This window comes from Streptomyces sp. NPDC001549 (assembly GCF_042894025.1).
Lineage (GTDB): Bacteria > Actinomycetota > Actinomycetes > Streptomycetales > Streptomycetaceae > Streptomyces > Streptomyces kutzneri.
The window spans coordinates 207852-232195 of the sequence record NZ_JBIAVJ010000007.1 but is presented as its reverse complement, the minus strand read 5'-3'; the positions used below and the strand labels follow the sequence as shown (position 1 = coordinate 232195).

Here is a 24344-nt window from a genome sequence, read left to right as displayed (position 1 = left end):
ACGGGCTACCAGGTGAGCTGGAGGCATGCGCACATGGGCATGAGCGTGACCATTTCGGCGGCGGCTGCCGAGGACGCTGAGCAGATCTTCAAACTGCAGTACCTGGCCTTCCAGCGGGAGGCCGAGCTGTACGGCAACTACCTCATCCAGCCGCTCACCCAGTCCCTGGACTCCCTCAAGGGAGAGCTGGCGACGGACACCGTCCTGGTGGCCCGGCTCGGCGACGAGGTCGTCGGGACCGTGCGCGGCAACGTCGACGAGGACGGCACCGGCAAGATCGCCAAGCTCTGTGTGCACCCGCGCCTGCAGGGTCACGGTCTCGGCGCGCGCCTGCTGCGCGCGGTCGAGGAGGCCCTGGCGAGCCCCGGCCACACCACCCGCTTCCGCCTGCACACCGGGCACAAGAGCGAGTCGAACCTGCGCCTCTACCGCAAGGCCGGCTACGTCAAGGTCGGCGGCCGCACCGCGTCCGACGGCGTCCAGCTGGTGATCCTGGAGAAGGAAGCCAAGGACCCGACCGACTTCACGGTCAGCGCGTAGCGGCCTCTCGGCGCTTGCGCAGCCAGAGCATCCCGGTGATCGGCAGGATCACCGGGATGAACAGGTAGCCCATGCCGAACTGGGACCACACGGTCGTGTCGGGGAAGGACTCGGGCCGCACCACCGTCCAGGTCCCCACGGCCAGCACACCGGCCAGCTCGGCGGCGCAGCAGATCAGCGCCGCCTTGCGGGCCGTCTCGCCGCCGCGCACCAGTGAGTACGTGATGAACGCGTAGGCCAGCGCGGCCACGGCGGACAGCGCGTACGGCAGCGGCGCCCGGTCGAACTCGGTGGAGATCTGGAAGGCCGAGCGGGAGACCGCGCCCACCACCATCACCCCGTACAGCCACACCAGCAGCAGACCGGGCCCGGAGACCAGCCGCTTGCGCCCGGCGGTGGCGGTGGTGGCGGCGGCGCCGGTGGCGTTCGTCGTGTCGGAGTCAGGCACCGGTGGTTCCCCAGATGTCGTAGAGCCGTACTTCGAGGACGGCGAGAACGACGGCGCCGGCCGCCACCGTGATCGATCCCCATCTGGTCCGCTCGGTCAGCGAGAGCATCCCGGCCGCCGGTACCGCGGCGAACGCGCCCACCAGGTAGGCCATGAAGATCACCGTGCCCTCGTCGGGCTTCTCGCCCTGGGCCAGCTTGACCAGGCCGATCACCAGCTGCGCCAGGACCAGCACGGTCACGACGGCCATACCGATGAAGTGCCAGTCCTTGGTCGGCTGGTCCCGCCATGCGGCGTGGCCGCACCAGGCGGCGAGGGCGAGTGCGGCCACGCCGATGGCGACCGTCAGGGCGTCGAGCATGCAGCGAGGGTATTACGGGCCGTAAGACCCGATGCGCGCACCCCTTCTCCCGCAGCCCCGCGCGCTGCCCGCGGGCCCGGCGTACCGACCGTGGTCTTGACCACAGCGGACCGGGTCGCCGCACTCCGGACCGGGCGGGCCGGACGGCCTCGGACGGCCCCGGACGGCCCCGGACGGCCGTGTCGGCGCAGGTCGGAGGCGGGGAACCGGCCTCGGGACGGAGGGTCGGGGCTGACCGGTGACGTCCGGTATGTGGTCGGAATTCGTCCGCTATCCGGACGTCATTGATCGGTCAGGGGAGACGTCTGCTTTACTTGGGCCCATGACCACGACGAGCAGCCGCACCCTTGCGACCGAGGCGACGATGACGCCCGGTGCTCGTTGTATGTGTCGAATGTGCGCCTTCTGAGGGCCCCTTCCTGAGCCTCGCGCCCCGAAGCGAGACCAGCCGCGCCACCACGTCACCAGCTGATGAACGGCACGGCTCACTCATGCCCCGCGCACGTGTCGACACCATCATTTTCTGACGGTTCGTCCCGTATCGCGTCCCCAGATTGTTTGCCCCGTGCCCGGCAGTCCGCTGCGCCGCGCACTCGACAGCGACGGAAATCCTGTGATCACCACATCGGGCCTCACGAAGGTCTACCAGTCCCGTGGCCGCGAGGTCACCGCCCTGGACGGCGTCGATCTCCACGTCCGCGAGGGCGAGGTCTACGGAGTCATCGGCCAGAGCGGCGCAGGCAAATCCTCCCTGATCCGCTGCGTCAACCTGCTGGAGCGCCCCACCACCGGCACCGTGACCGTCGACGGCGTCGACCTCACCGCCCTCGCCGGCCGCGGCCGGCGTGCGGGCAGGGAACTCCGCCAGGCCCGCAGCCGCATCGGCATGGTCTTCCAGCACTTCAACCTGCTGTCCTCGCGCACCGTCCAGGCCAACGTCGAGCTGCCCCTGGAGATCCTCGGAGTCTCCGGCCGCGAGCGCTCCCGCAAGGCCCTCGAACTCCTCGACCTGGTCGGCCTCGCCGACAAGGCCAAGGCCTACCCGACCCAGCTCTCCGGCGGCCAGAAGCAGCGCGTCGGCATCGCCCGCGCCCTGGCCGGCGACCCCAAGGTGCTGCTGTCCGACGAGGCCACCAGCGCCCTGGACCCCGAGACCACCCGCTCCGTCCTGGGGCTGCTGCGCGACCTCAACCGGCAGCTCGGCCTCACCGTGCTGCTCATCACGCACGAGATGGACGTGGTCAAGACCGTCTGCGACTCGGCCGCCCTGATGAAGAACGGCCGGATCATCGAGTCCGGCACCGTCGCCGAACTCCTCGCCACCCCCGGCTCCGAGCTCGCCGGCGAACTCTTCCCGGTCACCGGTACCGCCACCGGCCCCGACCGCACGGTCGTCGACGTCACCTTCCACGGCGAAGCCGCCGTCCGGCCGGTCATCTCGCAGCTCTCGCGCACGTACAACATCGACATCTCGATCCTCGGCGCCGCGATGGACACCGTCGCGGGCCGGCAGATCGGCCGCATGCGCATCGAACTGCCCGGCGGTTACGAGGACAACGTCGTGCCGGTCGGCTTCCTGCGCGAGCAGGGCCTCCAGGTCGACATCGTCGACGAGATCGACAACGAACTGGCCGAGCTGGTCAAGGACGGTGCCAAGTGACCTGGTCCGAAATGCAGCCCCTGCTCACCCAGGGCACCTACGACACCCTCTACATGGTGCTGTGGTCCACCCTGGTGACCGTGCTCGGCGGACTGCCCATCGGCATCCTGCTGGTCCTCACCGACAAGGGCGGCCTCCTGCAGAACCAGCCGCTCAACAAGGTCCTCGGCGTGATCGTGAACATAGGCCGCTCGCTGCCGTTCATCATCCTGCTGATCTTCCTGATCCCGGTCACCACCGCGGTCGTCGGCACCTTCATCGGCCCCACCGCCATGATCGTCCCGCTCGCCATCGGCGCCGTCCCCTTCTTTGCCCGGCTCGTCGAGACAGCCGTCCGCGAGGTGGACCACGGCCTGATCGAGGCCGTCGAGTCCATGGGCGGCGGCATCCCCACCCTGGTCGGCAAGGTGCTCCTCCCGCAGGCCCTGCCCTCCCTGGTCGCCGGTGTCACCACCACCGTCATCACCCTCGTCGGCTACTCGGCGATGGCCGGCGCCGTCGGTGGCGAAGGACTGGGCTCCAAGGCCATCACCTACGGCTTCCAGCGCTTCGAGACCGGCTTCATGATCGCCACCGTCGTGGTCCTGATCGCCCTCGTCACGGTGATCCAGCTGCTCGGCGACGGCGCGGTCCGGCTCCTCGCCCGCCGCGGCCGGACCGCCTGAAAAGACCTTCCCCCCAACAGAGCCCGCACTTGTCGTGCTTGGGCCACCACCAGCAAGTCATCGGTACTTGTTCAGCAAGAAAGGCACTCTTCGTGCGTAAGAACATCAAGCTCACCGCCCTCGCCGCCACGGCCACCGCGCTCGCCCTCGGCCTCACCGCCTGCGGCAGCTCCTCGGACCCGTCCTCGGCGAAGGCCGACGGCGGCAAGGCCGACGAGAGCAAGCCCCTGGTCATAGCGGCCTCCCCGAGCCCGCACGCCGACGTCCTGAACTTCGTCAAGGACAAGCTCGCGGCCAAGGAAGGCCTCAAGCTGGAGGTCAAGGAGTTCACGGACTACGTCCTGCCGAACACCGCCACCGAGCAGGGCCAGGTCGACGGCAACTACTTCCAGCACAAGCCGTACCTCGACGACTTCAACAAGAAGAACAGCACGCACGTCGTGCCCGTCGTGAACGTGCACCTGGAGCCCCTCGGTCTCTACTCCAAGAAGATCAAGGCCATCGGTGACATCAAGGCCGGCCAGACCATCGCCGTCCCCAACGACACCACCAACGAGGGCCGCGCGCTCCAGCTGCTCGCCGCGAACAACCTGATCACCCTCAAGGTGGGTGTCGGCACCAGCGCCAAGCTGTCCGACATCACCGACAAGAAGGGCCTGGAGTTCAAGGAGCTGGAGGCCGCCACGGTCCCGCGCGCCCTGAACGACGTGGACGCCGCGATCATCAACGGCAACTACGCCCTCGAAGCCAAGCTGTCGCCCGCCAAGGACGCGCTGATCCTGGAGAAGGCCGAGGGCAACCCCTACGCCAACTTCCTCGCGGTCAAGGACGGCAGCCAGAACGACCCGCGGATCCAGAAGCTGGCCAAGCTCCTGAACTCCGACGAGGTCAAGAAGTTCATCGAGGAGAAGTACCAGGGCTCGGTCATCCCGGCCTTCGGCGCCCCGGCCGCCTCCTGAACCGGTACCTCGTGATCCGGTTCCTCCCGAACCGGTCATGAATCTCGGCCCCGCACGCACCTGACGGCGCGCGGGGCCGAGCTCTGCCCGCTTCCGGGCAACCCGGCCCTGCACATCCCCCGGTCGATGCTGCATGCTGTGGCCTACGAACCGCACGCACGGTCCCGCACGAACGGTCCCGCACCGCGGTCGCATCGCACCACGGTCGCACCACGGTCTCAGGCATGGAGCTGCGCATGACTACCACCTTCCCGGACGTCACCATCAGCACGGACCGGCTGGTGCTGCGCCCCTTCGAGGAAGAGGACGTCACCGCGCTGACCGAGATGATGAACGACGAACACGTCACCGCCTGGACCGGCGTGCCCCACCCCTACACCCACGCCGAAGCACACGCCTGGGCCACCCGGCACTCCCACGCGGAACGCACCGAGGGCCGCGGCATCGTCTTCGCCGTCACCGAGTTCCTCACCCAGCGCCTCGTCGGCATCGTGCACCTGCAGGGCACCAACTGGCGCACCCGTGCCACCGAGGTCGGTTACGTCACCGCCCCCTGGGCCCGCGGCGAGGGCTACGCCAGCGAATCCGTCCTGGCCGTCGCCCAATGGCTCTTCCGCTCCCAGGGGTTCGAGCGCCTCGAACTGCGCACCGCCGCCGACAACACCGCCTCGCAGCAAGTGGCCCAGAAGATCGGCTGCATCAGCGAGGGCGTCCTGCGCAACGCGTGGATAGTGCGTACGCAGACGGCCGACGGCGGCTGGGCCGATACCCGCACCGACCTCATCGTCTGGAGCCTGGTCCCCGAGGACCTCGACGAGGGCGACGGCTACGACGGATACGACGGCTACGACAGCTACGACGGATACGCCCGCAGCACCGCGTTCCCGCAGCGGGCCGACGCGAACGGCCACCGCGTCGGCGCCGACTGGAACTGAACCGATGACCGGGTAGTCTCACCGTGCCCGCCCCGACGAAACCCCGCCCGACCCCAGACCAGGAGACTGACGACGATGGCCGACCGGGTCACGGTGATCGGCTGGGACGGTTCGCCCCTGACCGCGGGCGCCCGGTCCGCGCTCTCCGCCGCCACCCTCGTGGCCGGCGCCGCGCACCACCTCGCCCTCCCCGAAGTACCGCCCACCGCGGAGCGCATCCGCCTGGGCAGTATCGGCCTCGCCGCCCGCCGCATCGCCGGGCACCGCGGCACCGCGGTGGTCTTCGCCGACGGGGACCCCGGCTTCTTCGGCGCCGTACGCACCCTGCGCGCCCCGGAGCACGGCCTGGAGGTCGAGGTCGTCCCGGCCGTCTCCTCCGTGGCCGCCGCCTTCGCCCGCGCCGGCATGCCCTGGGACGACGCGCAGGTCGTCGTGGCCCACCCCCGCACCCTGCGCCGCGCGGTCAACGTCTGCCGCGCCCACGCCAAGGTCGCCGTCCTCACCTCACCCGGCGCCGGCCCCGCGGAACTCGCCCTGCTCCTCGAAGGAGTTCACCGCACCTTCGTCGTCTGCGAGGAACTCGGCACGGACCGGGAGCAGGTGAGCGTCCTCACCTCCGACAAGGCCGCCGACCACAGCTGGCGCGACCCGAACGTCGTCATCGTCATCGGGGGCGGGGCACCGGCCACCGCCGACGCCGGCTGGCTCCTCGGCCAGAGCGCCGCCCGGTCCGCCGACCGCGGCTGGGCCAGGCCGCAGGCCGACGCGGGAGAAGGCGAGTCCGCCCAGCTCCGCGCGGCCCAACTCGCCCGGCTCGGCCCGCGTACCGGCGACCTCCTCTGGGACATCGGCGCCGGATCCGGCGGCGTGGCCGTGGACGCCGCCGCCCTCGGCGCCGCCGTCATCGCGGTCGACGCCGACCCGGCCGCCTGCGACCGCATAACCGCCGCCGCCCGCGAGCGGGGAGTGCAGCTCCAGGCCGTCGCCGGGCGCGCTCCGCACGTACTGGAGAACCTGCCCGAGCCCGATGTCGTCCGCGTCGGCGGTGGCGGCGCCGCCGTCGTCGCGGCCGTCGCCGAACGCCGCCCCGAACGGATCGTCAGCCACGCCTCCACCCGCGACGAGGCGGAGGCGATCGGCAGGGCACTCACCGAACACGGTTACGCCGTCGAGTGCGCGCTGCTCCAGTCCGTCGGCCTGGACACCCGGACCTGGGCCGAACAGGACCGTTCCGTGGTGTTCCTCCTGGCAGCCGAACGCCCCGCCACGCGCTGAGACGAGGGCCGGGGTAGGCTGGCCGATCGTCGTACTGCCTCGGACGATTCGGGCATCGCGGCACCGCCTGGACGCGCGACGTGGCGCAGTCCACAGAGGACCGTGCCGGTTATGGCCGCCACGGTGGCCGACGGGCGCGACAATGCTTACTGGTTGTCGTGCAGGCGTATGCGAGACGAGCTCGTCGCACCGCAACCCCGCAGGCAACACCGCTCGGCGGCCTCGTGGGCGACCGGGCGATCGAAGAGGCAACACCGATGGGCGAGGGGTAAGCATGACTGACACCGGCCAGGTCCCGGGCGAGGGTCTCCCGGACAGCGCGGGCATGGTGGATCAGCAGAGCGTCCCCGCTCCGGTCCAGATCCCGGCACCGATTCCCGCTGGCTACGCCTTCCAGGACCTCATGGACAACCCGGCCGAGCCGGAGGACGAGGAACTGCTGCTGATGCCGAGCGGCCAGGGTGCATGGAGCGACCCGCAGGTCGTCCCGCCGGCCCCCGCCTTCCCCGCCGCGCCCCAGCTCGGCGAGCCGCTGATGTACACGGACCAGTCCTACGCCGCCGCGCCCGCCTACCCCGAGGCCCCGGCCGCGTACACCGAGTTCCCCCCTCCCGTGTTCCCCGACGGCGGCTACAGCGCGGGCGCGCACGAGACGGGCGGCCGTGACTCCGGCGCGCTCGACCTCGGCGGGCTCGTCGTCCCGCCCCCGGCGGCCCCGGTGGCCCCCGCGGCCCCCGTCCGGCGCCCCCTGCACATGGGCCCGCCCATGCCCGAGGCCAATGGTGGAGTCGTACGGTCCCTCGCCGACCGCGGCCCGGCCGCGGCGCCCGCCCAGGCCGTCCCGATGGCCGCCGTGAGCACCCCGTCGGCGCCCCTCCCGCTGCGCCAGGCAGGACCCCCGACCACGGGACCCGAGTACCTGGACATCCCGCGCGCCGAGACCGCCCCGGCCCCCGCGGCCCAGCCGGGCGAGATCCCGCCGCAGGCCGGCGCCCCGTGGACGCCGGAGCCGGTGGCGGAGCCCGCCCCGGTCCCCGCCGAGGCCGCAGCGCAGCCCGTGGAGCCGCAGCCCGTCCCGACCCCTGCGGAGCCGGTGGCCCAGCCCGAGCCGGTGGCGGCCGAGCCGCTGCAGCCGGAGCCCATCGCGGTCGAGCCGCAGCCGGAGCCGATCGCGGTCCAGCCGGTGTCCGTGGAGCCCGAGCCCGAGCCGGTGGCGGCCGTCGTGGCCGAGCCGGTCCAGCCGGAGCCCGTTGCCGAGGTACTGCCCGAGGCCGGGCCGGAGCCGGTGGCCCAGGCCGAGCCGATCGCGGTCGAGCCGGTGGCCGTGGAGCCGCAGCCCGAGCCGGTCGTCCCCGTCGAGCCGGTGACGGCCGTGGCTCCCGAGCCGGTCCAGCCCGAGCCCGTCCAGCCCGAGCCGGTCGCCGAGGTGCAGCCGGAGCCCGAGCCCCAGCCCGAGTCCGCGCCCGAGCCCGAACCGGTCGCGGTCGAGCCGGTGGTGGCCGTCGTGCCCGAGCCGGTCCAGCCGGAGCCCGTCCAGCCCGCGATCGAGATCGCGGCCGTCGTGGCCGAGTCGGCCGAGTCCGCCCCGGCCGAGGCCCCGGTCGAGGTGGCCGCCATCGTGGCCGAGCCCGTCCAGCCCGAGGCCCCGGCCGATGCCGATGCCGAGCCCATCGTCCCGGCCGAGCCCGCCGCAGGCGAGGCGGCCCCCGGCTACGCCGACGCCGAGCGCGAGGCCGTGCTGCGCGTCATGCGCGAGCGCCGCGACATCCGCAACGGCTTCCGCACCGACCCCATCCCGCACGAGGTGCTGCTCCGCGTCCTGGAAGCCGCGCACCACGCGCCCAGCGTGGGCCACTCCCAGCCGTGGGACTTCGTCGTCATCCGGTCGGCCGAGACCCGCCGGTCGATGCACGAGCTCGCCCAGCGCCAGCGCGAGGCCTACGCGAAGTCCCTGCCCAAGGGCCGGGCGAAGCAGTTCAAGGCACTCAAGATCGAGGCCATCCTCGACACCCCGGTGAACATCGTCGTCACCGCCGACCCCACCCGCGGCGGCCGCCACACCCTCGGCCGGCACACCCAGCCGCAGATGGCCCCGTACTCCGCGGCCCTCGCCGTCGAGAACCTCTGGCTCGCCGCGCGCGCCGAGGGCCTCGGTGTCGGCTGGGTCAGCTTCTTCGACGAGCGCGAGATGGTCCGCGAGCTGGGCCTGCCCGAGCACCTCGAAGTCGTCGCCTACCTCTGTGTCGGCTACGTCGACGAGTTCCCCGAGGAGCCCGAGCTGGCCCAGGCCGGCTGGTCGCAGCGCCGCCCGCTCTCCTGGGTGGTCCACGAGGAGACCTACGGCCGCCGCGCGCTGCCCGGCGAGGAGCCGCACGACCTGCTCTCGGAGACGGTCGCCAGCATCCGCCCGCTCGACGCGAAGGCTCTGGGCGAGGCCTGGGAGCGCCAGAAGCGCATGACCAAGCCCGCCGGGGCCCTGGGCATGCTGGAGATCATCTCCGCCCAGCTGTCCGGCCTCTCCCGGGTCTGCCCGCCGCCGATCCCCGAGCCGGCCGCGGTCGCGATCTTCGCCGGTGACCACGGCGTGCACGCCCAGGGCGTCACCCCGTGGCCGCAGGAGGTCACCACCCAGATGGTGGCCAACTTCCTGGGCGGCGGAGCGGTCTGCAACGCCTTCGCCAACCAGGTCGGCGCCGAGGTCTGCGTGATCGACGTCGGCGTCGCGGGCGACCTCCCGGCCACCCCGGGCCTGCTCCCGCGCAAGGTCCGTCCCGGCACCGCCGACCTCTCCACCGGCCCCGCGATGACCCGCGAGGAAGCCGTCGCGGCCATCGAGGTGGGCATCGAAACGGCCCGCGACCTCGTCGCGGCAGGCAACAAGGCCCTGCTGACCGGCGAGATGGGCATCGCGAACACCACCGTGTCCGCGGCTCTGATCTCGGTCTTCACCGGGGTCGACCCGGCCGAGGTCACCGGCCGCGGCACGGGCATCAACGACGAGACGCACGCCCGCAAGGTCGAGGTCGTCCGGCGCGCCCTGGAGCTCCACCAGCCCGACCCGGCGGACCCGATCGGCGTCCTGGCAGCCATCGGCGGCCTGGAGCACGCGGCCATCGTCGGCCTCCTCCTCGGCGGCGCGTCGCTGCGCACTCCGGTGATCCTGGACGGCGTCAGCGCCGGAGCCGCGGCCCTGGTGGCCCGCGCCATCGCCCCCGAGTCCCTGTCGGCCTGTATCGCGGGCCACCGCAGCGCCGAGCCGGGCCACGTCGCGGCGCTCAACAAGCTGGGCCTGCGCCCGCTGGTCGACCTCGACCTCCGCCTCGGCGAGGGCACGGGCGCCCTGCTCGCCCTCCCCCTGGTCCAGAGCGCGGCCCGCGCGATGCACGAGGTCGCCACGTTCGACTCGGCGGGCGTCACCGAGAAGTAATCCGTGCCGGTCCGGAGGCGGTGCGTCTCCGGACCGGCGGCAGGGTCCCTTCCACGATCCGGCTCGTGCTCGGGTCCGCCGTGGGGTGGGGACGCTCCGGGATGTCCCCGCAGGTCGAGCGAACCCACCACCGGCCGGCGGGCCGGTCCGGCTCAGGGTTCGCGAGCCGAGGAGACGTCCCGGAGGGGCACCGCCCCACCGCGAAGCCCAACCCCAGCCCCGCCGGCGTTTGAGGCGCAGCGCCCGGGGCAGCGCCCGGGGCAGCGCCCGGGGCAGCGCCCGGGGCAGCGCCCGGGGCAGCGCCCGGGGCAGCGCCCGGGGCAGGGCCCGGGGGCGCAGCCCCGTCCGCGCCTCGGGACGGCCCGCGCCGTATGGTGGACCCGCACCAAGAATCCGCACGTCAGCACACCGCCGCTCCAGAGCCGCAGCGGCAAGACAGAACGACTGCCGCACCAGGAGCCGCACCGCCATGGCCGACACCCCCGCCTACCCCGTAGGACTCCGCCTCGCCGGCCGCCGCGTCGTCGTCATCGGCGGCGGACAGGTCGCGCAGCGTCGCCTTCCCGCGCTCATCGCGGCCGGCGCCGATGTCCTGCTCATCTCGCCCTCCGCCACCCCCTCCGTGGACGCCATGGCCGAGACCGGCGAGATCCGCTGGGAGCGCCGCCGCTACCAGGACGGTGACCTCGCCGACGCCTGGTACGCGCTGATCGCCACCCAGAACCGCGAGGACAACGAGCGCGCCTCCGCCGAGGCCGAGCGCGAGCGCGTCTGGTGCGTCCGCGCCGACGACGCCTCCGCCGCCACCGCCTGGACCCCCGCGACCGGCCGCATCGAGGGCGTCACCGTCGCCGTGCTGACCGGCAACGACCCCCGCCGCTCCGCGGCCGTCCGCGACGCCGTCGTGGAGGGCCTGCGCGACGGCACCCTCACCGCTCCCGCCCACCGGCACAAGGCCACCCCCGGCGTGGCCCTCGTCGGCGGCGGCCCGGGCGACCCGGACCTGATCACCGTGCGCGGCCGCCGCCTCCTCGCCGAGGCCGACGTGGTCATCGCCGACCGGCTCGGCCCCCGTGACCTGCTCGACGAGCTTCCGCCGCACGTCGAGGTCATCGACGCCGCGAAGATCCCGTACGGCCGGTTCATGGCCCAGGAGGCCATCAACAACGCCCTGATCGAGCACGCCAGGGCCGGCAAGGCCGTGGTCCGGCTCAAGGGCGGGGACCCGTACGTCTTCGGCCGCGGCATGGAGGAGCTCCAGGCCCTCGCCGAGGCCGGCATCCCCTGCACCGTCGTCCCCGGCATCTCCAGCTCGATCTCGGTGCCCGGCGCCGTGGGCATCCCGGTCACCCACCGCGGTGTGGCGCACGAGTTCACCGTGGTCAGCGGCCACGTCGGCCCCGACGACCCGCGCTCGCTGGTGGACTGGGCCTCCCTCGCCAAGCTCACCGGCACCCTGGTGATCCTGATGGGCGTCGACAAGATCGGCCTGATCGCCGAGGCACTGGTGCGCCACGGCCGATCCGCGGACACCCCCGTCGCGGTGATCCAGGAGGGCACCACCGCCACCCAGCGCCGGGTGGACGCCACCCTGGCCACGGTCGGCGAGACCGTGCGCGCCGAAGAGGTCCGTCCGCCGGCCGTCATCGTCATCGGCGAGGTCGTCCGCGTGAACGGCCCGGGCGACCGCACCCTCCCCACCGCCGGCGCCTGACAGGCCGTTGGCACCGCACCCAGGACAAGGCAGTATCACCCTGTGGCTGATCTCATCACCGTCAACGACCCCGACGACCCGCGCCTGCGCGACTACACGGGCCTGACCGACGTCGAACTCCGGCGCAGGCGCGAGCCCGCGGAAGGCCTTTTCATCGCCGAGGGCGAGAAGGTCATCAGACGCGCCAAGGACGCCGGGTACGAGATGCGCTCGATGCTGCTCTCCGCCAAGTGGGTCGACGTCATGCGCGACGTCATCGACGAACTCCCGGCACCGGTCTACGCCGTGAGCCCCGAGCTCGCCGAGCGCGTCACCGGCTACCACGTGCACCGCGGGGCCCTGGCCTCCATGCAGCGCAAGCCGCTGCCCACGGCCGAGGAGCTGCTCTCCACGACCCGCCGTGTGGTCGTCATGGAAGCGGTCAACGACCACACCAACATCGGGGCCATCTTCCGCAGCGCCGCCGCCCTCGGCATGGACGCGGTGCTGCTGTCGCCCGACTGCGCGGACCCGCTCTACCGCCGCTCGGTGAAGGTCTCCATGGGAGCGGTGTTCTCCGTCCCCTACGCCCGTCTGGAGGCCTGGCCGAAGAGCCTGGACTCGGTGCGCGAGGCGGGGTTCAAGCTGCTCGCCCTCACCCCGCACGAGAAGGCCACGCCGATCGACGTGGCCGCGCCGCAGTCCCTGGAACGGGTCGCGCTGATGCTGGGCGCCGAGGGCGACGGCCTGTCCACGCCCGCGCTGGTCGCCGCCGACGAGTGGGTGCGGATCCCCATGGCGCACGGCGTGGACTCGCTGAACGTGGGCGCGGCGGCCGCGGTCGCCTTCTACGCGGTGGCCCAGGGCCGCGCCGCGCAGTAGGCCGTCCGAGGCCCTGCCGAACGCCGTAACTACAGTTTCTGGGCCGCCGCGATGCCCAGCGCCACGATCAGCGTCACCACGACGAACACGATCAGCCGCTGCCGCATCAGCTTCGGATCCGGCCGCGAGGGGCGCCGTCCCGTCCCCGTCGTCCTGGGGGCCGGACGGCCGCCCGTACGCCCCGAGGTCGGCCGGGAGGACGGGCCGCCGGGGTGCTGCGGGTTGCGGGAGGACGAGGGCCGCGAGTGCGGACCGCTCGGGGAGCCGCCCTGGGCCCGGGGCGTGGTGCTGCCGCCCGTACGACGCTCCGTACGCCGGCCGGGGTACTCCTCGGCCCCGCCGATCCGCTCCGCCTCGGGCAGCCGCCCGGTCGGCCGCTCGACCCGGGCCCGCTGGGCCGGCGGGCGCCCGTCCGAGAGCCCCTGCGCCTCGCGGGCCGCGATCTCCTTGAGCCGCATCGACAGCTGGAGCGTGCTGGGCCGCTCCTCGGGGTCCTTGGCGAGGCAGGCCCGTACCAGGGGCGCCAGCGCGTCCGGCACGCCCTGCAGGTGCGGCTCCTCGTGCACCACGCGGTACAGCATGACCTCGGAACTGCCGTGCCCGAAGGGCGAGTCGGCGGTGGCCGCGTAGGCGAGGGTGGCGCCGAGGGCGAAGACGTCGGTGGCCGGGGTGACGGCGGCGCCGCGCACCTGCTCGGGGGCGAGGAATCCGGGGGAGCCGACGGCCGTACCCACATGGGTGAGGGTGCTCGCCCCGGTGGCCCAGGCGATGCCGAAGTCGATGATCCGGGGGCCCTTGGGCGACAGCAGGATGTTCGAGGGCTTGAGGTCGCGGTGCACGACCCCCGCCTCGTGGACGGCGACCAGGCCCTCGGAGAGCGCGGCGCCCACGGCGGCGATCTGCGCGGCCGTCAGGGGACCTTCCTCGGCCACCTTGTCGTGCAGGGAGGGACCGGGCACGTACTGCGTCGCGAACCAGGGGCGCTCGGCCTCCAGGTCCGCCGCCACCAGGCGTGCGGTGCACCCGCCCCGGATCCGCCGGGCGGCGGACACCTCACGGGCGAACCGCGAGCGGAACTCCTGGTCCTCGGCCAGATCCGGCCGGATGACCTTGAGCGCGACACGCTGCCCGCGCCGGTCCGATCCCAGGTAGACCACGCCCATGCCGCCGGCGCCGAGCCGCCGGTGCAGTCTGAACGAGCCGACGACACGCGGGTCCTCGCGCCGGAGCCGCATCATCGCCATGTCCACCCCGCTGACCGGTCGTCCTGTTGACGTGGCACAGCTTACGGACCATCCGGCATGCGTGCTCAGAGGCCGCGCCCTCGCCGGGGGATTCGATTGTCAGTGCGCCACAGCACACTTGAGGGGGCGTCGGCGCCGTGGTCCGCGAGCGCTCCCGGGACGGTCCACCGGGCCAAGCGCCCCTTGCGCCAAGGGGATTGGAGCCCCGGAGCAGGTCCGGACCCGCTCCGGCGCGCCCGTACGCGGCTCGCGGCCGAGTCGATCTTGCCGACAGCCGGTGGGCGGACACGCGGCAACAGGCAGTGACGGAAGTGAGCGAAGTCACTACCCTCCGGTCATCCCCTCCGGGAAGACCCCCATAGCGGGGGAGCGGTCTCCACCCAGGGGAGTACACGGGGGAGGCCCCGTCATCCTCCTGGAGGCCCGGCAATGGGTACGAGGGCATGAGGCCAGGAGCCGCCCGCCCGCCTAGTGTTGAAGACAAGCGGCGGGTGGCGCACTCGTCCCCCGAGGTCACGAGCCCGCCGCTGACAGACGACAGGGAGAGGACCATGGCGGACATCGCACGGCAGGGACGCAAGGCATTCGCGTTCAACGGCCACGAGTCCGGTACCCGCCACCCACTGGTGGCCGCGGCCATGGTGCTCCCCCTGGCCGCCCTGCTGCTCTTCCTCTTCGGAGGCTTCGATCAGCTGGCGGCACAGGCGTCGTCCGTGGGCGTGATGCTGGGGCGCTGAGCGGCGCCCCAGGTCCGGGAGAGCGGCCCGGACCGGGACATCTGCCTGCCGAACCCCGTGGGGACGGGGGAGCGGCGGACGGACGGCAGGTGAAGGGTGCTGCCCGTACGACTGGGGAGTCGGACGGGCAGCACCCTTTTTCATGCGCCTCTTTCCTGCATGCCGGCCTTTGGTGTGCGCCCTCGGCCTTTAGCGGGCCCGGCCCACTCGTGCGGGGGAACGCGAAACGCGAAAGCCCCGGCCGTGGGAATGGCCGGGGCTTTCAGGTGGTGCGCGATACTGGGATTGAACCAGTGACCTCTTCCGTGTCAGGGAAGCGCTCTCCCGCTGAGCTAATCGCGCGGGCTCCGCAGCTCGAAAGCCGCAGGTGGAACTCGGTAGTGCAGGTGCTGCGTGCGCGATACTGGGATTGAACCAGTGACCTCTTCCGTGTCAGGGAAGCGCTCTCCCGCTGAGCTAATCGCGCGGGGATCCTTGCGGATCAGTGGACGATACTGGGATTGAACCAGTGACCTCTTCCGTGTCAGGGAAGCGCTCTCCCGCTGAGCTAATCGTCCTTGGAGGTGGAGACGGGATTTGAACCCGTGTAGACGGCTTTGCAGGCCGTTGCCTCGCCTCTCGGCCACTCCACCATGGAGCTGCAGGGGTTCTCGGGAAGATCCCCCACTTCGAGCGGACGACGAGACTCGAACTCGCGACATCCACCTTGGCAAGGTGGTGCTCTACCAACTGAGCTACGTCCGCAGGTCACCGTGTTCGCTCCGGGGGTTTCCCCTTCGCTCCCTGGCGACGAGTTGAACTCTAGCGGATTACCGGGCCAGCTCAAAAACGCGTTTCCGCAGCGTGCTGCCACTCGATCACCACAGGTCACCCTGCCGTCACCGCACCGGCGCCGTGCCGTCACCGGTCATAGACTCGCAGCCGTGCACGACCTGCCTCCCATGGCCCGCTTCGGCGGCCTTCTCGCGACCGACCTCCGTGACGTCACCAGCGACCCCGCCGCCCTCGACTCCACCGGCTTCTGGGCGGTGTCCGCCGACTTCGAAGGGCGGCTCGTCTGCGCGCGCTTCGGCGACGTACGCCGCGAGCCGGTCCCCGCGCCCGTCCCGGGTGCCTGGCGCGGACCCGACGCCGACCGGTGGACCTCCTCCCTCGACCGCGCCGCCTACGTGGCCGGCGTACGGCGCGTCCGTGAGTACATCGCCGCCGGTGAGGTCTACCAGGCCAATCTCTGCCGGGTGATGTCCGCGCCGCTGCCCCACCCCGACCGCGCCGATGTCGACGCGCTCACCGCACTCCTCGCGCGCGGCAACCCCGCACCCTTCGCAGGAACGATTCGCCTGGCCGCCCACGGCGTCGAGATCGCCACCGCCTCCCCCGAACTGTTCCTGCGCCGGGCGGGCCGGCACATCGAGTCAGGCCCCATCAAGGGGACCGGCCGTACCGTCGACGACCTGCTCCCCAAGGACCACGCCGAGAACGTGATGATCGTGGACCTCGTACGCAACGACCTCGGCCGGGTCTGCGCGACGGGCTCCGTCGCCGTCCCCGAGCTGTGCGCCGTCGAGGAGCACCCCGGCCTGGTCCACCTCGTCTCCATCGTGAGCGGCGAACTCGCGGACGGCGCCGGCTGGCCCGAGCTGCTCGCCGCCACCTTCCCGCCCGGTTCCGTCACGGGCGCCCCCAAGTCCTCCGCCCTGCGGATCATCGAAGCCCTGGAAACCGCCCCGCGCGGTCCCTACTGCGGAGGCATCGGCTGGGTCGACGCGGACCGGGGCACAGCCGAGCTCGCCGTGGGTATCCGTACCTTCTGGATCGACCGCGAGGCCGTCGGCGGCCCCCGTCTGCTCTTCGGCACCGGAGCGGGCATCACCTGGGGCTCCGATCCCGACCGCGAATGGGCGGAGACCGAACTCAAGGCCGCCCGGCTCCTGCGGGTGGCCATGGGCCACGAGGTGAGCGGTGGTACGCAGGGGACGAACGACACGATCGGAAGGACCGCACCATGAAAATCTGGCTCGACGGAGCCCTGACCGAGGCGGACACCGCGAAGGTGTCCGTCCTCGACCACGGTCTGACCGTGGGCGACGGCGTCTTCGAGACGCTGAAGGCGGAGCGCGGCCACGCCTTCGCGCTCACCCGGCACCTGGAACGGCTCACCCGCTCGGCCCGGGGCCTGGGCCTGCCGGACCCCGACCTCGACGAGGTCCGCCGCGCCTGCGCCGCCGTACTGGAGGCCAACCCGCTGGAGCACGGGAGGCTGCGCATCACCTACACCGGCGGTGTCTCCCCGCTCGGCTCGGACCGCGGGGACGCCGGGACCACCCTGATCGCGGCCGTCGCGGACTCCCCCCGCCGCCCGGACACCACCGCCGTCGTCACGGTGCCCTGGGTCCGCAACGAGCGCTCCGCCGTGGCCGGGCTCAAGACCACCTCGTACGCCGAGAACGTGGTCGCCCTCGCCGCCGCACACCGCGCCGGGGCCTCCGAGGCGCTCCTCGCCAACACCCTCGGCCGGCTCTGCGAGGGCACCGGCTCCAACGTCTTCGTCGTACTCGACGGAGAACTGCACACCCCGCCGCTCGCCTCCGGCTGCCTGGCCGGTATCACCCGGGCCCTGATCGTCGACTGGGCCGGCGCCAAGGAGACCGAGATGCCCTTCGAGGTGCTGGAGCGGGCCGAGGAGGTCTTCGTGACCTCCTCGCTGCGCGATGCCCAGGCGGTGCTGCGGATCGACGACCGCGAGCTGGGGACCGCCCCCGGACCGGTCACGGCCGAGGTGATGCGGATCTTCGAGGTGAAGGCGGGCGCGGACCTCGACCCGTAGAGCGGCAGGGCCCGGGCGGCTTCCGCCGGAGGAGGGCTGTCGCGGCGGCCGCGGGACGGGTAGAACTCAAGGGATGACCACCACCCTGCGGCCGTCCGGGCCGCTCCAGCACATGGCGGACGGCGCGCGTTCGCGCCCGTACGAGATCCGGGTCAACAGCAGGCGGGTCGGCGCCCTGCTGATCGCCTCCGACACCCCGTTCGGGCCGACGGTCGGTGAGATCCGCGACCTGGACGTCGAGCAGGGCGACCGGCGGCGGGGGAGGGCCACCGTGGCCGCGCTCGCCGCCGAGGAAGTGCTGCGCGGCTGGGGCTGCCGCCGGGTCCGCGTCTCGGTCCCGGCGGACTCGGAGGCAGGCCTGTGCATGGCCGAGGCCCTCGGGTACACCGAGTACAGCCGGAACATGGCCAAGGACCTGCCCGCCGAGCCGCCCGCCCTCCCCGAGGGGGTGCTCGGCCGTCCCATGACGCAGGCCGAGTACGAGGGCTGGTACGCCGGAGCCGTCGAGGCCTACGCCGCGAACTGGAGCAGCCGCGGCATGTCCGCCGAGGCCGCCCGCGCCAAATCGGTGGCCGACCACGAGAGCCAGCTGCCCCAGGGCCTGGCCACCCCGGGAGCCGTCTTCCTCGTCCTGGAGGCGGCCGGGGTGACCGTCGGCCACGTGTGGCTCGCGCCGCGCGGGGCGGGCTCGTACATCTACGACATCGAGGTCCGGGCCGAGCACCGGGGACGCGGGCACGGCCGCCACCTGGTGGTGCTCGCCGAGCGCGCCGCCCTCGCCGCCGGCCACCGCCTGCTGGCGCTCCAGGTCTTCACCGACAACACCCCGGCCCTGAGGCTCTACGTCTCCCTCGGCTACCGGCCCACCAACTTCAACTACGCCAAGGACCTGATCTAGGCCGTCAGCAGGCGGTCGGCGATCTCCTCGATACGGGCGCGCAGGCCGTCCTGGCTCTTGCCGCCGTCGAGGCGCTGCCCGTCGATCACGTACGTCGGGGTGCCGGTCACGCCGATCGCCTTGCCCTCGGCCTGGTCGGCGTCGACGATCAGGATGTGCCGCCCGTCGATCAGGGCGGTGTCGAACTCCTCGACGTCGAGCCCCAGTTCACGCGCCACGTCCAGCAGCACCGGCTCACCGCGCTCGGCCAGCTCCGCGGTGCGCGCCAGCACGGCCTCCGTGTAGGGCCAGCCCTGGCCCTGCTCGACGGCCTCCTCGGCGGCCTGCGCCGCGGCGAAGGCGTGCTTGTGCTTCTCCAGGGGGAAGTGGCGCAGCCGGATGTCCAGCCGGTCGCCGTAGCGGGCCCGCAGGGCGCGTACGTCGTCCAGGGCGCGGTGGCAGTCCGGGCACTGCAGTTCGCACCAGACGTCGAGGATCACGGAATCGGTCATACGGACAGTCTCCCAGCCCCCCGCCCGCCCCACCGACCGGGACCTGCACCCGGCGACCTGGACCCAGGGAGGAGGCGCGACCCGGAGATGTCCCGGAGATCCGTCCGGGCAGGGCCCGGAACCTGGCCGCCGCGGCGGAGGCCGGTGCAGGATGGATAGGGACAGATCGCCGAGCCGCCGAGAGTCCGGAGGACCGCATGCTTGCCGAGACCATTTGCTCCGCGGTGTCAGTGGCGGGCCTGGGCATCGCCGCGGTCACCGCCTACCGCAAGCGCTTCCTGGCCGCCACGCGGATCACCGCGTACGCGCTCGTGCCGGTCGCCCTGGTGATGACGGGGTTCGTGGAGTGGGTGTCCGGGATGGTCTTCAACCCGACCGTCTGGGCCGGCTTCGGGCTGCTGGGAGTGTCCTGGCTGCTCTTCATGACCACCCGCGCGATCGAGCGCCGCGGCCTCGCCGCGTCCGGGGAGCCCGGAGAGCCGGGGAAGTCCGGCAAGAAGGTCAAGGGGAGCCCGGCCGCCGGGGCCGTGGCCCCGGCCGCCTCCGCGCCGTCCCTGGGCGCCGCCCGGACCGGCCCGCAGTCGCAGTCCGCCGCTCCCACGGAGGACTTCTCCGACATCGAGGCCATCCTCAAGAAGCACGGGATCTGAGCACGGGATCTGAGCACGGGATCCGGCCCGGCCCGGGCCTCGTCCACAAGATCGAGCGAACTGCCGCGCGGATCTTGGCGTGTTGAGGGCCGGTCGGTGGTGCGCTGCGCCATCATCGGCCCGACATGTTCGACACATCGCACAGTGACCCGCCGGTACCCGCCCCCGTGGTGGAGGAGCCGCGAGGCTGTCTCTTCGCCCTCTCCCAGCCGCCCCTGATGATCTTCCTAGCGGTGATCGGCATCCTGCTGCTGCTCGCCGCCGTGCACGATCTCTTCCTGCTCTGACGCCTCCGCGTCGGCCTCCTTGCGCCGGGCCCGGTACGCCGCCACGTGCAGCCGGTTCCCGCAGGTCCGGCTGTCGCAGTAGCGCCGGGACCGGTTGCGGGAGAGGTCGACGAAGGCCCGTCGGCAGTCCGGGGCCTCGCAGCGGCGCAGCCGTTCCTGTTCGCCGGAGACCACGATGAAGGCCAGCGCCATGCCGCCGTCGGCCGCCAGGTGGTCGCCCACCGACGCGCCCGGTGCGAAGTAGTGCACGTGCCAGTCGTAGCCGTCGTGATCGGTCAGCTGCGGCGTGGTGCCGGCCGTGGCCACGAGCTCGTTGATCAGTATGGAAGTCGCACGCGGGTTCGGGGAGGCGAAGACCTGGGCGAACTTTCCGCGCACGGTCCGGACGCCGGCCAGGTCGCGGGCGCTGAGCTCGCCGACGTCACTGATCGAGTACTCCTGGACGAATCCGCGCAGCGCGCCGATGTCCGAGAGCCCGTCGGGCTGGTCGGCCTCGGCCGCGGTGTTCACCAGCGCGACGACGACGTCGAGCGCGCGACGGGTGTCGTGGGGGATCTGCACGGGGTCTCCCTCAGGGGCCGGGCCTGCGACGACGGGAGCCGTCGCCGCTGCCGCCCGACAATAGCGGGTCCCGCAGAGCACACCGGCGCCGTCCGCGCGGGTGGCTTCCGCGGGAACAGCGCCGGCATTGCCGTATGTGGTTGTCCGCCACGCACCGTCGCCCCGAGTCGGACGGTGTCGAGCGGCTGTAGGCCTGGCTCAGCTTTCGGCCAGGATGTGGGAGAGCTCCTTGTCGAGGTCGAAGTGCCGGTGCTCGGTCCCGGGTGGAACCGCGGCGTCCGTCCGCTTGAGGAACGACTCGAGTGCTCGGGCGGGTGCTTCGAGCAGTGCTTCTCCCTCCGGTGAGCTCAGGGCGATGCAGACGACGCCCTGACCGTGGCTGCGGGACGGCCAGACGCGGACGTCGCCGGTACCGGTGGGCCGGTGGAGGCCCTCCGCGAGGAGGTCGCGGGCGAATACCCATTCGACCGTTTCCTCGGCGCCGGTGTGGAAGGTGGCGTGCACGGCGTAGGGGTCGGCCGTGTCATACCGCAGGCCCGCGGGAACAGGCAGTGAGGACTCGCTCGACACAACGAGGCGCAGGTGCAGCTCGCAGCTGACCGTGGTGTTCATAAGCGCCAGGGCCTTTCGCTCAGTGTGCGCTCGGGGATTCGCACGTCGGCGAAATCGACATGCCACCTACGGTGCCGTTGTAAACCCCTCTGACCGTTTTGCGGACCTCTGGGTCCCTCGGACGGCGGATCCAAACCCGCATTCCCGTGTGCATCGAGCTCCGGTAGATTCGGGTCCATGAATACGGGGAGTGACCGCGGAACCCAAGGGTCCGCCGCTGACGAAGCCACCACGGAAGCCGCCACCGAACCGGCCGCGGATGCCACCGCGGAAGCCGCCGCGGAGGCGCCGCACGTATCGAAGGCCCCGGCCTTCATCAAGTCGAACAAGAGCCTGCACCTGAGCTGGCAGGTCGGTGTCTTCATCGTCGGCCTCGCGGTGATCGCCGCCGGCGTGGCGATGCTCGTGCTGCCCGGCCCGGGCTGGGTCGCGATCTTCGCGGGCCTGGCGATCTGGGCCACCGAGTTCGCCTGGGCCCACCTCGTGCTGCGCTGGACCAAGCGGAAGGTCACCGAGGCCGCACAGAAGGCGCTCGACCCGAAGGTCCGCCGCCGCAACATCATCCTGACCAGCGTGGGCCTCGTCATCGCGGGCGCGCTGATCGGCTTCTACCTGTGGAAGTACGGGCTCGTCCTGCCCTGGAACCTCAAGGACCAGTGATGGTCAAGGAGCACCGCTGACATGCGGTAATGTTTGCGGTGCGTCCGGGCGATTAGCTCAGTGGGAGAGCACTTCGTTCACACCGAAGGGGTCACTGGTTCGAACCCAGTATCGCCCACCCGGACCTGAGGCCGGGAGACTTTCACAGTCTCCGGGCCTCAGGCGTTTCACCGGAGCCGGCCGATCGCAGCCCGCAGCCGGCGGGCGTCACGCAGCCGCCGCTCGTACGTCGCCCCCACCGCCAGCAGCAGCAGACCCGCCAGGGCCGGCGGCACCCAGCGCGGGAGCGCCCCCGCGACCTGCACCACGTACGGGGCCAGCTCGTGCACCGCCACCGCCGCCAGCACGGCCCCGCCGAGCAGGAGCGGAGCCTGGAGCCGCCCCCGGGCGCCCAGCAGGGTCACCACCAGCGCGGCCGACCCCAGCAGCAGCGGGCGCATCCAGCCCGGATCCCCCCAGGCCGCCAGCAGGCTCGGCACCAGCGTCGCCGCCAGGCCCGGGCCGTACGCCGTCCAGGACGAGGCCTGCGGGTCCCGGCGCCGCCGCAGCAGACCCACCACGAGGGCGGGCACCGTCACCGGCAGCGTGTAGGCCTCCGGTGCACTCACCCCGGCCTCCGCCAGCCGCACCCAGGTCGCCGCCGCGAACAGCGCCCCCGCCGCCCAGCCCAGCACCCGCCGGTCCGGCCGCACCGCGGCGCCCGCGCAGACCACCCCGGTCAGCGCCAGGACCAGCGCCAGGGTTCCGGCCCGCCCGGCCGACAGGCCCACCGCCAGTACGCCCGCCCCGGCCGCCGCGATCTCGACGGGCAGCCGGACGCCGCCCAGCCGCGGCCCGAGCGCCGCCGCCAGCGCCGGGACCACCAGCACCGGCAGCGCCCACCAGACCACCGCCAGGTCCGACACCGCTCCCGCCGCCACCAGCACGCCCGTGGTGTACCCGACCGCGCACACGGCCGCCCCCGACCGGAGCGGGCGCGGAGCCGCCCCGTACGCCGCTGCCGCCGCGCAGCCCGCGCCCAGCAGCCCCCAGACCGCGAACGTCGCCGTCCGGCCGTCCAGCGCGCCCAGGGACACGTTCGCGGCACCCGCCAGCGCGCACGCGGCGGCCGCGATCCGGGCCCCGCGCGCCGGGGAGCGCAGGGCGAGGACACCCGCCGCAAGCGTCACCACGAGCTGCGCCGCGAGCACCGCCGCCACCGGGAACCCGAGCAGCACCGGGGCCGTGAACAGCCCCGCCCAGGCCAGGACCACCGCCACCACCATCGGCTCCGGCCGGGACAGCGCCCGCGCGAGCCACCAGGCCGCCCCGGCCGCGATCAGCAGGGTCGGCACGGCCGCGGCCCCCGGCCCGTACGGGTCCCGGTCCGGGGCCGTCGCCGCCCACACCTCACCCAGCACCCGGAACCGGGCCACCAGGGCCGCGGCCACCGCGGCACCCGCCGACAGCGCCGCCAGGGACGCCACCGCGGCCCCGGCCCGGGCCGACCCGCGCCGGACCGCCGCCGGGAGCGCGGGGACCCGTACCGCCGCCAGCAGCGGCAGCGCCAGCAGCAGGTGCACCAGCACCGTCCACGCCGGGTCCAGGTGCGGCCGGGCCACCCCGCCCAGGCCGGCCACCGCCGCCAGGGCGCCCGTGAGCGCCGCGGCCGAGGCGCGCGGCTCCCGCCAGGCCGCCGCCACGCCGAGGGCCGCGCCCGCCAGCAGCAGCGCCGCCGGGGCCAGGGCCTGCGCCGCCGACCCGGCCGACCACGACTGGGCCACCCCGATCAGCAGCGCGCCCGCGCCCGTCACGGCCGCCGGGACCGCCGCCGCCCTGACCCGCAGGGCGAGCGCCGCGTCCAGCGCCGCCGTCGCCAGCAGCGCCCAGCCGAGCGCCTGCGGGCCCGGCCGCGCGGCCAGCGCCGCCAGCGGCAGCGCGAACTGCGCCGCCAGCACCGCGGCCGGCAGCGGGCTCCGCAGCTTCCGCAGCCCCGAGCCGTAGCCGGCCCACGCGGCCGCCAGCACCGCTGCCGCCCCCGCCGCGAAACTGGTGCCGTTCGTGTCCGGCATGCCGACCGCGTACAGCGCGTACGCGTCGAGCACCGTCAGCAGCAGGCCGACCGCCGCGACGGACTCCGCCGTCGACCGCAGTCCGCGGCGCAGCAGGAGCACGGGCGCGCCCAGCGCCGCCGCCGTCACCGCGGCGAGCACCGCCGAGCGCCCGGCGATCCCCATGGACCCCCAGCTGACCAGCGTGAACGCGAGCGCGGCGACCGCCAGCAGCACCGCGCCCAGGGTGAGCAGCACGTTCTGCGCGCTCGGGGCGGAAGCCTCCTTCGCGGGCCCGGCGGGCCCGGCGGACACCGCGGGTCCCCAGCGGACGGGGGCGGGACCGGACCCGGGCTGGAGCAGCAGACGCAGCAGCCAGTCCCGGCGGCCCAGCAAATACAGCCGCCGGGCATCGAGTTGGGCCAACTCGCGGTCGATGAGCGCCAGCTCTTCGGCGGGCGGCAGAGGCGTGTTCATATCCGGAGTGTGGCGGCGGTCACGC

General features: G+C 73.0%; 22 protein-coding genes and 6 tRNA genes. 16 read left to right on the top strand and 12 right to left on the bottom strand.

Translation table 11 applies throughout. The annotated features are described in order from the left end of the window. The first annotated feature begins 33 nt into the window (after positions 1 to 33). Positions 34 to 540: a GNAT family N-acetyltransferase gene (locus ACFY04_RS15075; protein ID WP_150256638.1), complete on the top strand. Its 507-nt coding sequence runs from the start codon at positions 34 to 36 to the stop codon at positions 538 to 540. Here the strand turns inward: ACFY04_RS15075 and ACFY04_RS15070 are convergent. Both ACFY04_RS15070 and ACFY04_RS15065 read right to left on the bottom strand, forming a co-directional pair. After that, the gene (locus tag ACFY04_RS15070) at positions 530 to 988 is read right to left on the bottom strand and encodes a hypothetical protein (RefSeq protein ID WP_389116836.1); all 459 of its coding nucleotides are present in this window, start codon (positions 986 to 988) and stop codon (positions 530 to 532) included. The genes ACFY04_RS15075 and ACFY04_RS15070 overlap by 11 nt on opposite strands. Continuing rightward, on the bottom strand, positions 981 to 1349 hold the full coding sequence (locus ACFY04_RS15065; protein WP_389116834.1) for a hypothetical protein: 369 nt from the start codon (positions 1347 to 1349) through the stop codon (positions 981 to 983). Before ACFY04_RS15065 ends, ACFY04_RS15070 begins: the two co-directional genes overlap by 8 nt. A gap of 613 nt (positions 1350 to 1962) precedes the next feature. Here ACFY04_RS15065 and ACFY04_RS15060 point away from each other — a divergent pair. The 8 genes from ACFY04_RS15060 to ACFY04_RS15025 all read left to right on the top strand — a co-directional run bounded on the left by ACFY04_RS15060 (position 1963) and on the right by ACFY04_RS15025 (position 12845). Then, the gene (locus ACFY04_RS15060; protein WP_389116987.1) at positions 1963 to 3009 is read left to right on the top strand and encodes a methionine ABC transporter ATP-binding protein; all 1047 of its coding nucleotides are present in this window, start codon (positions 1963 to 1965) and stop codon (positions 3007 to 3009) included. Then, positions 3006 to 3674 (top strand): methionine ABC transporter permease, encoded by a 669-nt coding sequence (locus ACFY04_RS15055; RefSeq protein WP_030010866.1) that lies wholly within the window; start codon positions 3006 to 3008, stop codon positions 3672 to 3674. Before ACFY04_RS15060 ends, ACFY04_RS15055 begins: the two co-directional genes overlap by 4 nt. 92 nt (positions 3675 to 3766) lie before the next feature. Next, the gene (locus tag ACFY04_RS15050; RefSeq protein ID WP_389116832.1) at positions 3767 to 4633 is read left to right on the top strand and encodes a MetQ/NlpA family ABC transporter substrate-binding protein; all 867 of its coding nucleotides are present in this window, start codon (positions 3767 to 3769) and stop codon (positions 4631 to 4633) included. A 236-nt stretch (positions 4634 to 4869) separates the two neighbouring features. After that, positions 4870 to 5568: a GNAT family N-acetyltransferase gene (locus tag ACFY04_RS15045; protein WP_389116830.1), complete on the top strand. Its 699-nt coding sequence runs from the start codon at positions 4870 to 4872 to the stop codon at positions 5566 to 5568. 75 nt (positions 5569 to 5643) lie between these two features. Beyond that, positions 5644 to 6843: a precorrin-6y C5,15-methyltransferase (decarboxylating) subunit CbiE gene (gene cbiE / locus ACFY04_RS15040; protein WP_389116829.1), complete on the top strand. Its 1200-nt coding sequence runs from the start codon at positions 5644 to 5646 to the stop codon at positions 6841 to 6843. 274 nt (positions 6844 to 7117) lie between these two features. After that, complete coding sequence (cobT, locus tag ACFY04_RS15035; RefSeq protein ID WP_389116828.1) at positions 7118 to 10270, top strand: nicotinate-nucleotide--dimethylbenzimidazole phosphoribosyltransferase; 3153 nt, start codon at positions 7118 to 7120, stop codon at positions 10268 to 10270. Positions 10271 to 10739: 469 nt separating this feature from the next. Beyond that, entirely contained in the window at positions 10740 to 11984 is a 1245-nt protein-coding gene (gene cobA, locus ACFY04_RS15030; RefSeq protein ID WP_389116826.1) for a uroporphyrinogen-III C-methyltransferase, read from the top strand. A gap of 42 nt (positions 11985 to 12026) precedes the next feature. Next, positions 12027 to 12845, top strand: a complete 819-nt coding sequence (locus ACFY04_RS15025) for an RNA methyltransferase (protein ID WP_030765610.1) — start codon at positions 12027 to 12029, stop codon at positions 12843 to 12845. A gap of 29 nt (positions 12846 to 12874) precedes the next feature. On the opposite strand, the gene ACFY04_RS15020 is transcribed toward ACFY04_RS15025, so the two are convergent. Then, positions 12875 to 14089 (bottom strand): protein kinase, encoded by a 1215-nt coding sequence (locus ACFY04_RS15020; protein WP_314249564.1) that lies wholly within the window; start codon positions 14087 to 14089, stop codon positions 12875 to 12877. 527 nt (positions 14090 to 14616) lie between these two features. On the opposite strand from ACFY04_RS15020, the gene ACFY04_RS15015 reads away from it, so the two are divergent. Next, the gene (locus ACFY04_RS15015) at positions 14617 to 14826 is read left to right on the top strand and encodes a hypothetical protein (protein WP_389116986.1); all 210 of its coding nucleotides are present in this window, start codon (positions 14617 to 14619) and stop codon (positions 14824 to 14826) included. A 267-nt stretch (positions 14827 to 15093) separates the two neighbouring features. On the opposite strand, the gene ACFY04_RS15010 is transcribed toward ACFY04_RS15015, so the two are convergent. The 5 genes from ACFY04_RS15010 to ACFY04_RS14990 all read right to left on the bottom strand — a co-directional run bounded on the left by ACFY04_RS15010 (position 15094) and on the right by ACFY04_RS14990 (position 15570). Beyond that, positions 15094 to 15168 (bottom strand) — tRNA-Val (locus ACFY04_RS15010). Between the two features lie 52 nt (positions 15169 to 15220). Beyond that, a tRNA-Val gene (locus tag ACFY04_RS15005) sits at positions 15221 to 15292 on the bottom strand. Positions 15293 to 15311: 19 nt separating this feature from the next. Next, positions 15312 to 15383: transfer RNA gene (locus tag ACFY04_RS15000), tRNA-Val, on the bottom strand. Position 15384: 1 nt separating this feature from the next. Further along, positions 15385 to 15458 (bottom strand) — tRNA-Cys (locus ACFY04_RS14995). A 39-nt stretch (positions 15459 to 15497) separates the two neighbouring features. Beyond that, a tRNA-Gly gene (locus tag ACFY04_RS14990) sits at positions 15498 to 15570 on the bottom strand. 179 nt (positions 15571 to 15749) lie between these two features. On the opposite strand from ACFY04_RS14990, the gene ACFY04_RS14985 reads away from it, so the two are divergent. The 3 genes from ACFY04_RS14985 to ACFY04_RS14975 all read left to right on the top strand — a co-directional run bounded on the left by ACFY04_RS14985 (position 15750) and on the right by ACFY04_RS14975 (position 18551). Further along, a complete protein-coding gene (locus ACFY04_RS14985) occupies positions 15750 to 16835 on the top strand; it encodes a chorismate-binding protein (RefSeq protein WP_389116825.1) in 1086 nt (361 codons plus the stop codon). Continuing rightward, on the top strand, positions 16832 to 17653 hold the full coding sequence (locus tag ACFY04_RS14980; protein WP_389116824.1) for an aminotransferase class IV: 822 nt from the start codon (positions 16832 to 16834) through the stop codon (positions 17651 to 17653). The genes ACFY04_RS14985 and ACFY04_RS14980 overlap by 4 nt, the downstream gene beginning before the upstream one ends. Positions 17654 to 17726: 73 nt before the next feature. After that, entirely contained in the window at positions 17727 to 18551 is an 825-nt protein-coding gene (locus ACFY04_RS14975; RefSeq protein WP_389116823.1) for a GNAT family N-acetyltransferase, read from the top strand. Here ACFY04_RS14975 and ACFY04_RS14970 read toward each other — a convergent pair. Next, positions 18548 to 19042, bottom strand: coding sequence for a DsbA family protein (locus ACFY04_RS14970; RefSeq protein ID WP_389116821.1), 495 nt, complete (start codon positions 19040 to 19042; stop codon positions 18548 to 18550). The two genes, ACFY04_RS14975 and ACFY04_RS14970, sit on opposite strands and share 4 nt — an antisense overlap. A 197-nt stretch (positions 19043 to 19239) precedes the next feature. Between ACFY04_RS14970 and ACFY04_RS14965 the strand changes: the two genes are divergently transcribed. Beyond that, entirely contained in the window at positions 19240 to 19692 is a 453-nt protein-coding gene (locus ACFY04_RS14965; RefSeq protein ID WP_389116820.1) for a hypothetical protein, read from the top strand. A 227-nt stretch (positions 19693 to 19919) separates the two neighbouring features. Here ACFY04_RS14965 and ACFY04_RS14960 read toward each other — a convergent pair whose 3' ends face one another. Both ACFY04_RS14960 and ACFY04_RS14955 read right to left on the bottom strand, forming a co-directional pair. Beyond that, positions 19920 to 20540, bottom strand: a complete 621-nt coding sequence (locus tag ACFY04_RS14960) for a CGNR zinc finger domain-containing protein (protein WP_389116818.1) — start codon at positions 20538 to 20540, stop codon at positions 19920 to 19922. A 198-nt stretch (positions 20541 to 20738) separates the two neighbouring features. After that, positions 20739 to 21152, bottom strand: a complete 414-nt coding sequence (locus ACFY04_RS14955) for an SsgA family sporulation/cell division regulator (protein ID WP_030011909.1) — start codon at positions 21150 to 21152, stop codon at positions 20739 to 20741. 177 nt (positions 21153 to 21329) lie between these two features. Between ACFY04_RS14955 and ACFY04_RS14950 the strand changes: the two genes are divergently transcribed. Both ACFY04_RS14950 and ACFY04_RS14945 read left to right on the top strand, forming a co-directional pair. After that, the gene (locus tag ACFY04_RS14950; protein ID WP_389116816.1) at positions 21330 to 21812 is read left to right on the top strand and encodes a TIGR02611 family protein; all 483 of its coding nucleotides are present in this window, start codon (positions 21330 to 21332) and stop codon (positions 21810 to 21812) included. A gap of 46 nt (positions 21813 to 21858) precedes the next feature. Beyond that, a tRNA-Val gene (locus ACFY04_RS14945) sits at positions 21859 to 21930 on the top strand. Positions 21931 to 21979: 49 nt separating this feature from the next. Here the strand turns inward: ACFY04_RS14945 and ACFY04_RS14940 are convergent. Continuing rightward, on the bottom strand, positions 21980 to 24319 hold the full coding sequence (locus ACFY04_RS14940) for an SCO7613 C-terminal domain-containing membrane protein (RefSeq protein ID WP_389116815.1): 2340 nt from the start codon (positions 24317 to 24319) through the stop codon (positions 21980 to 21982). Positions 24320 to 24344: the final 25 nt, after the last annotated feature.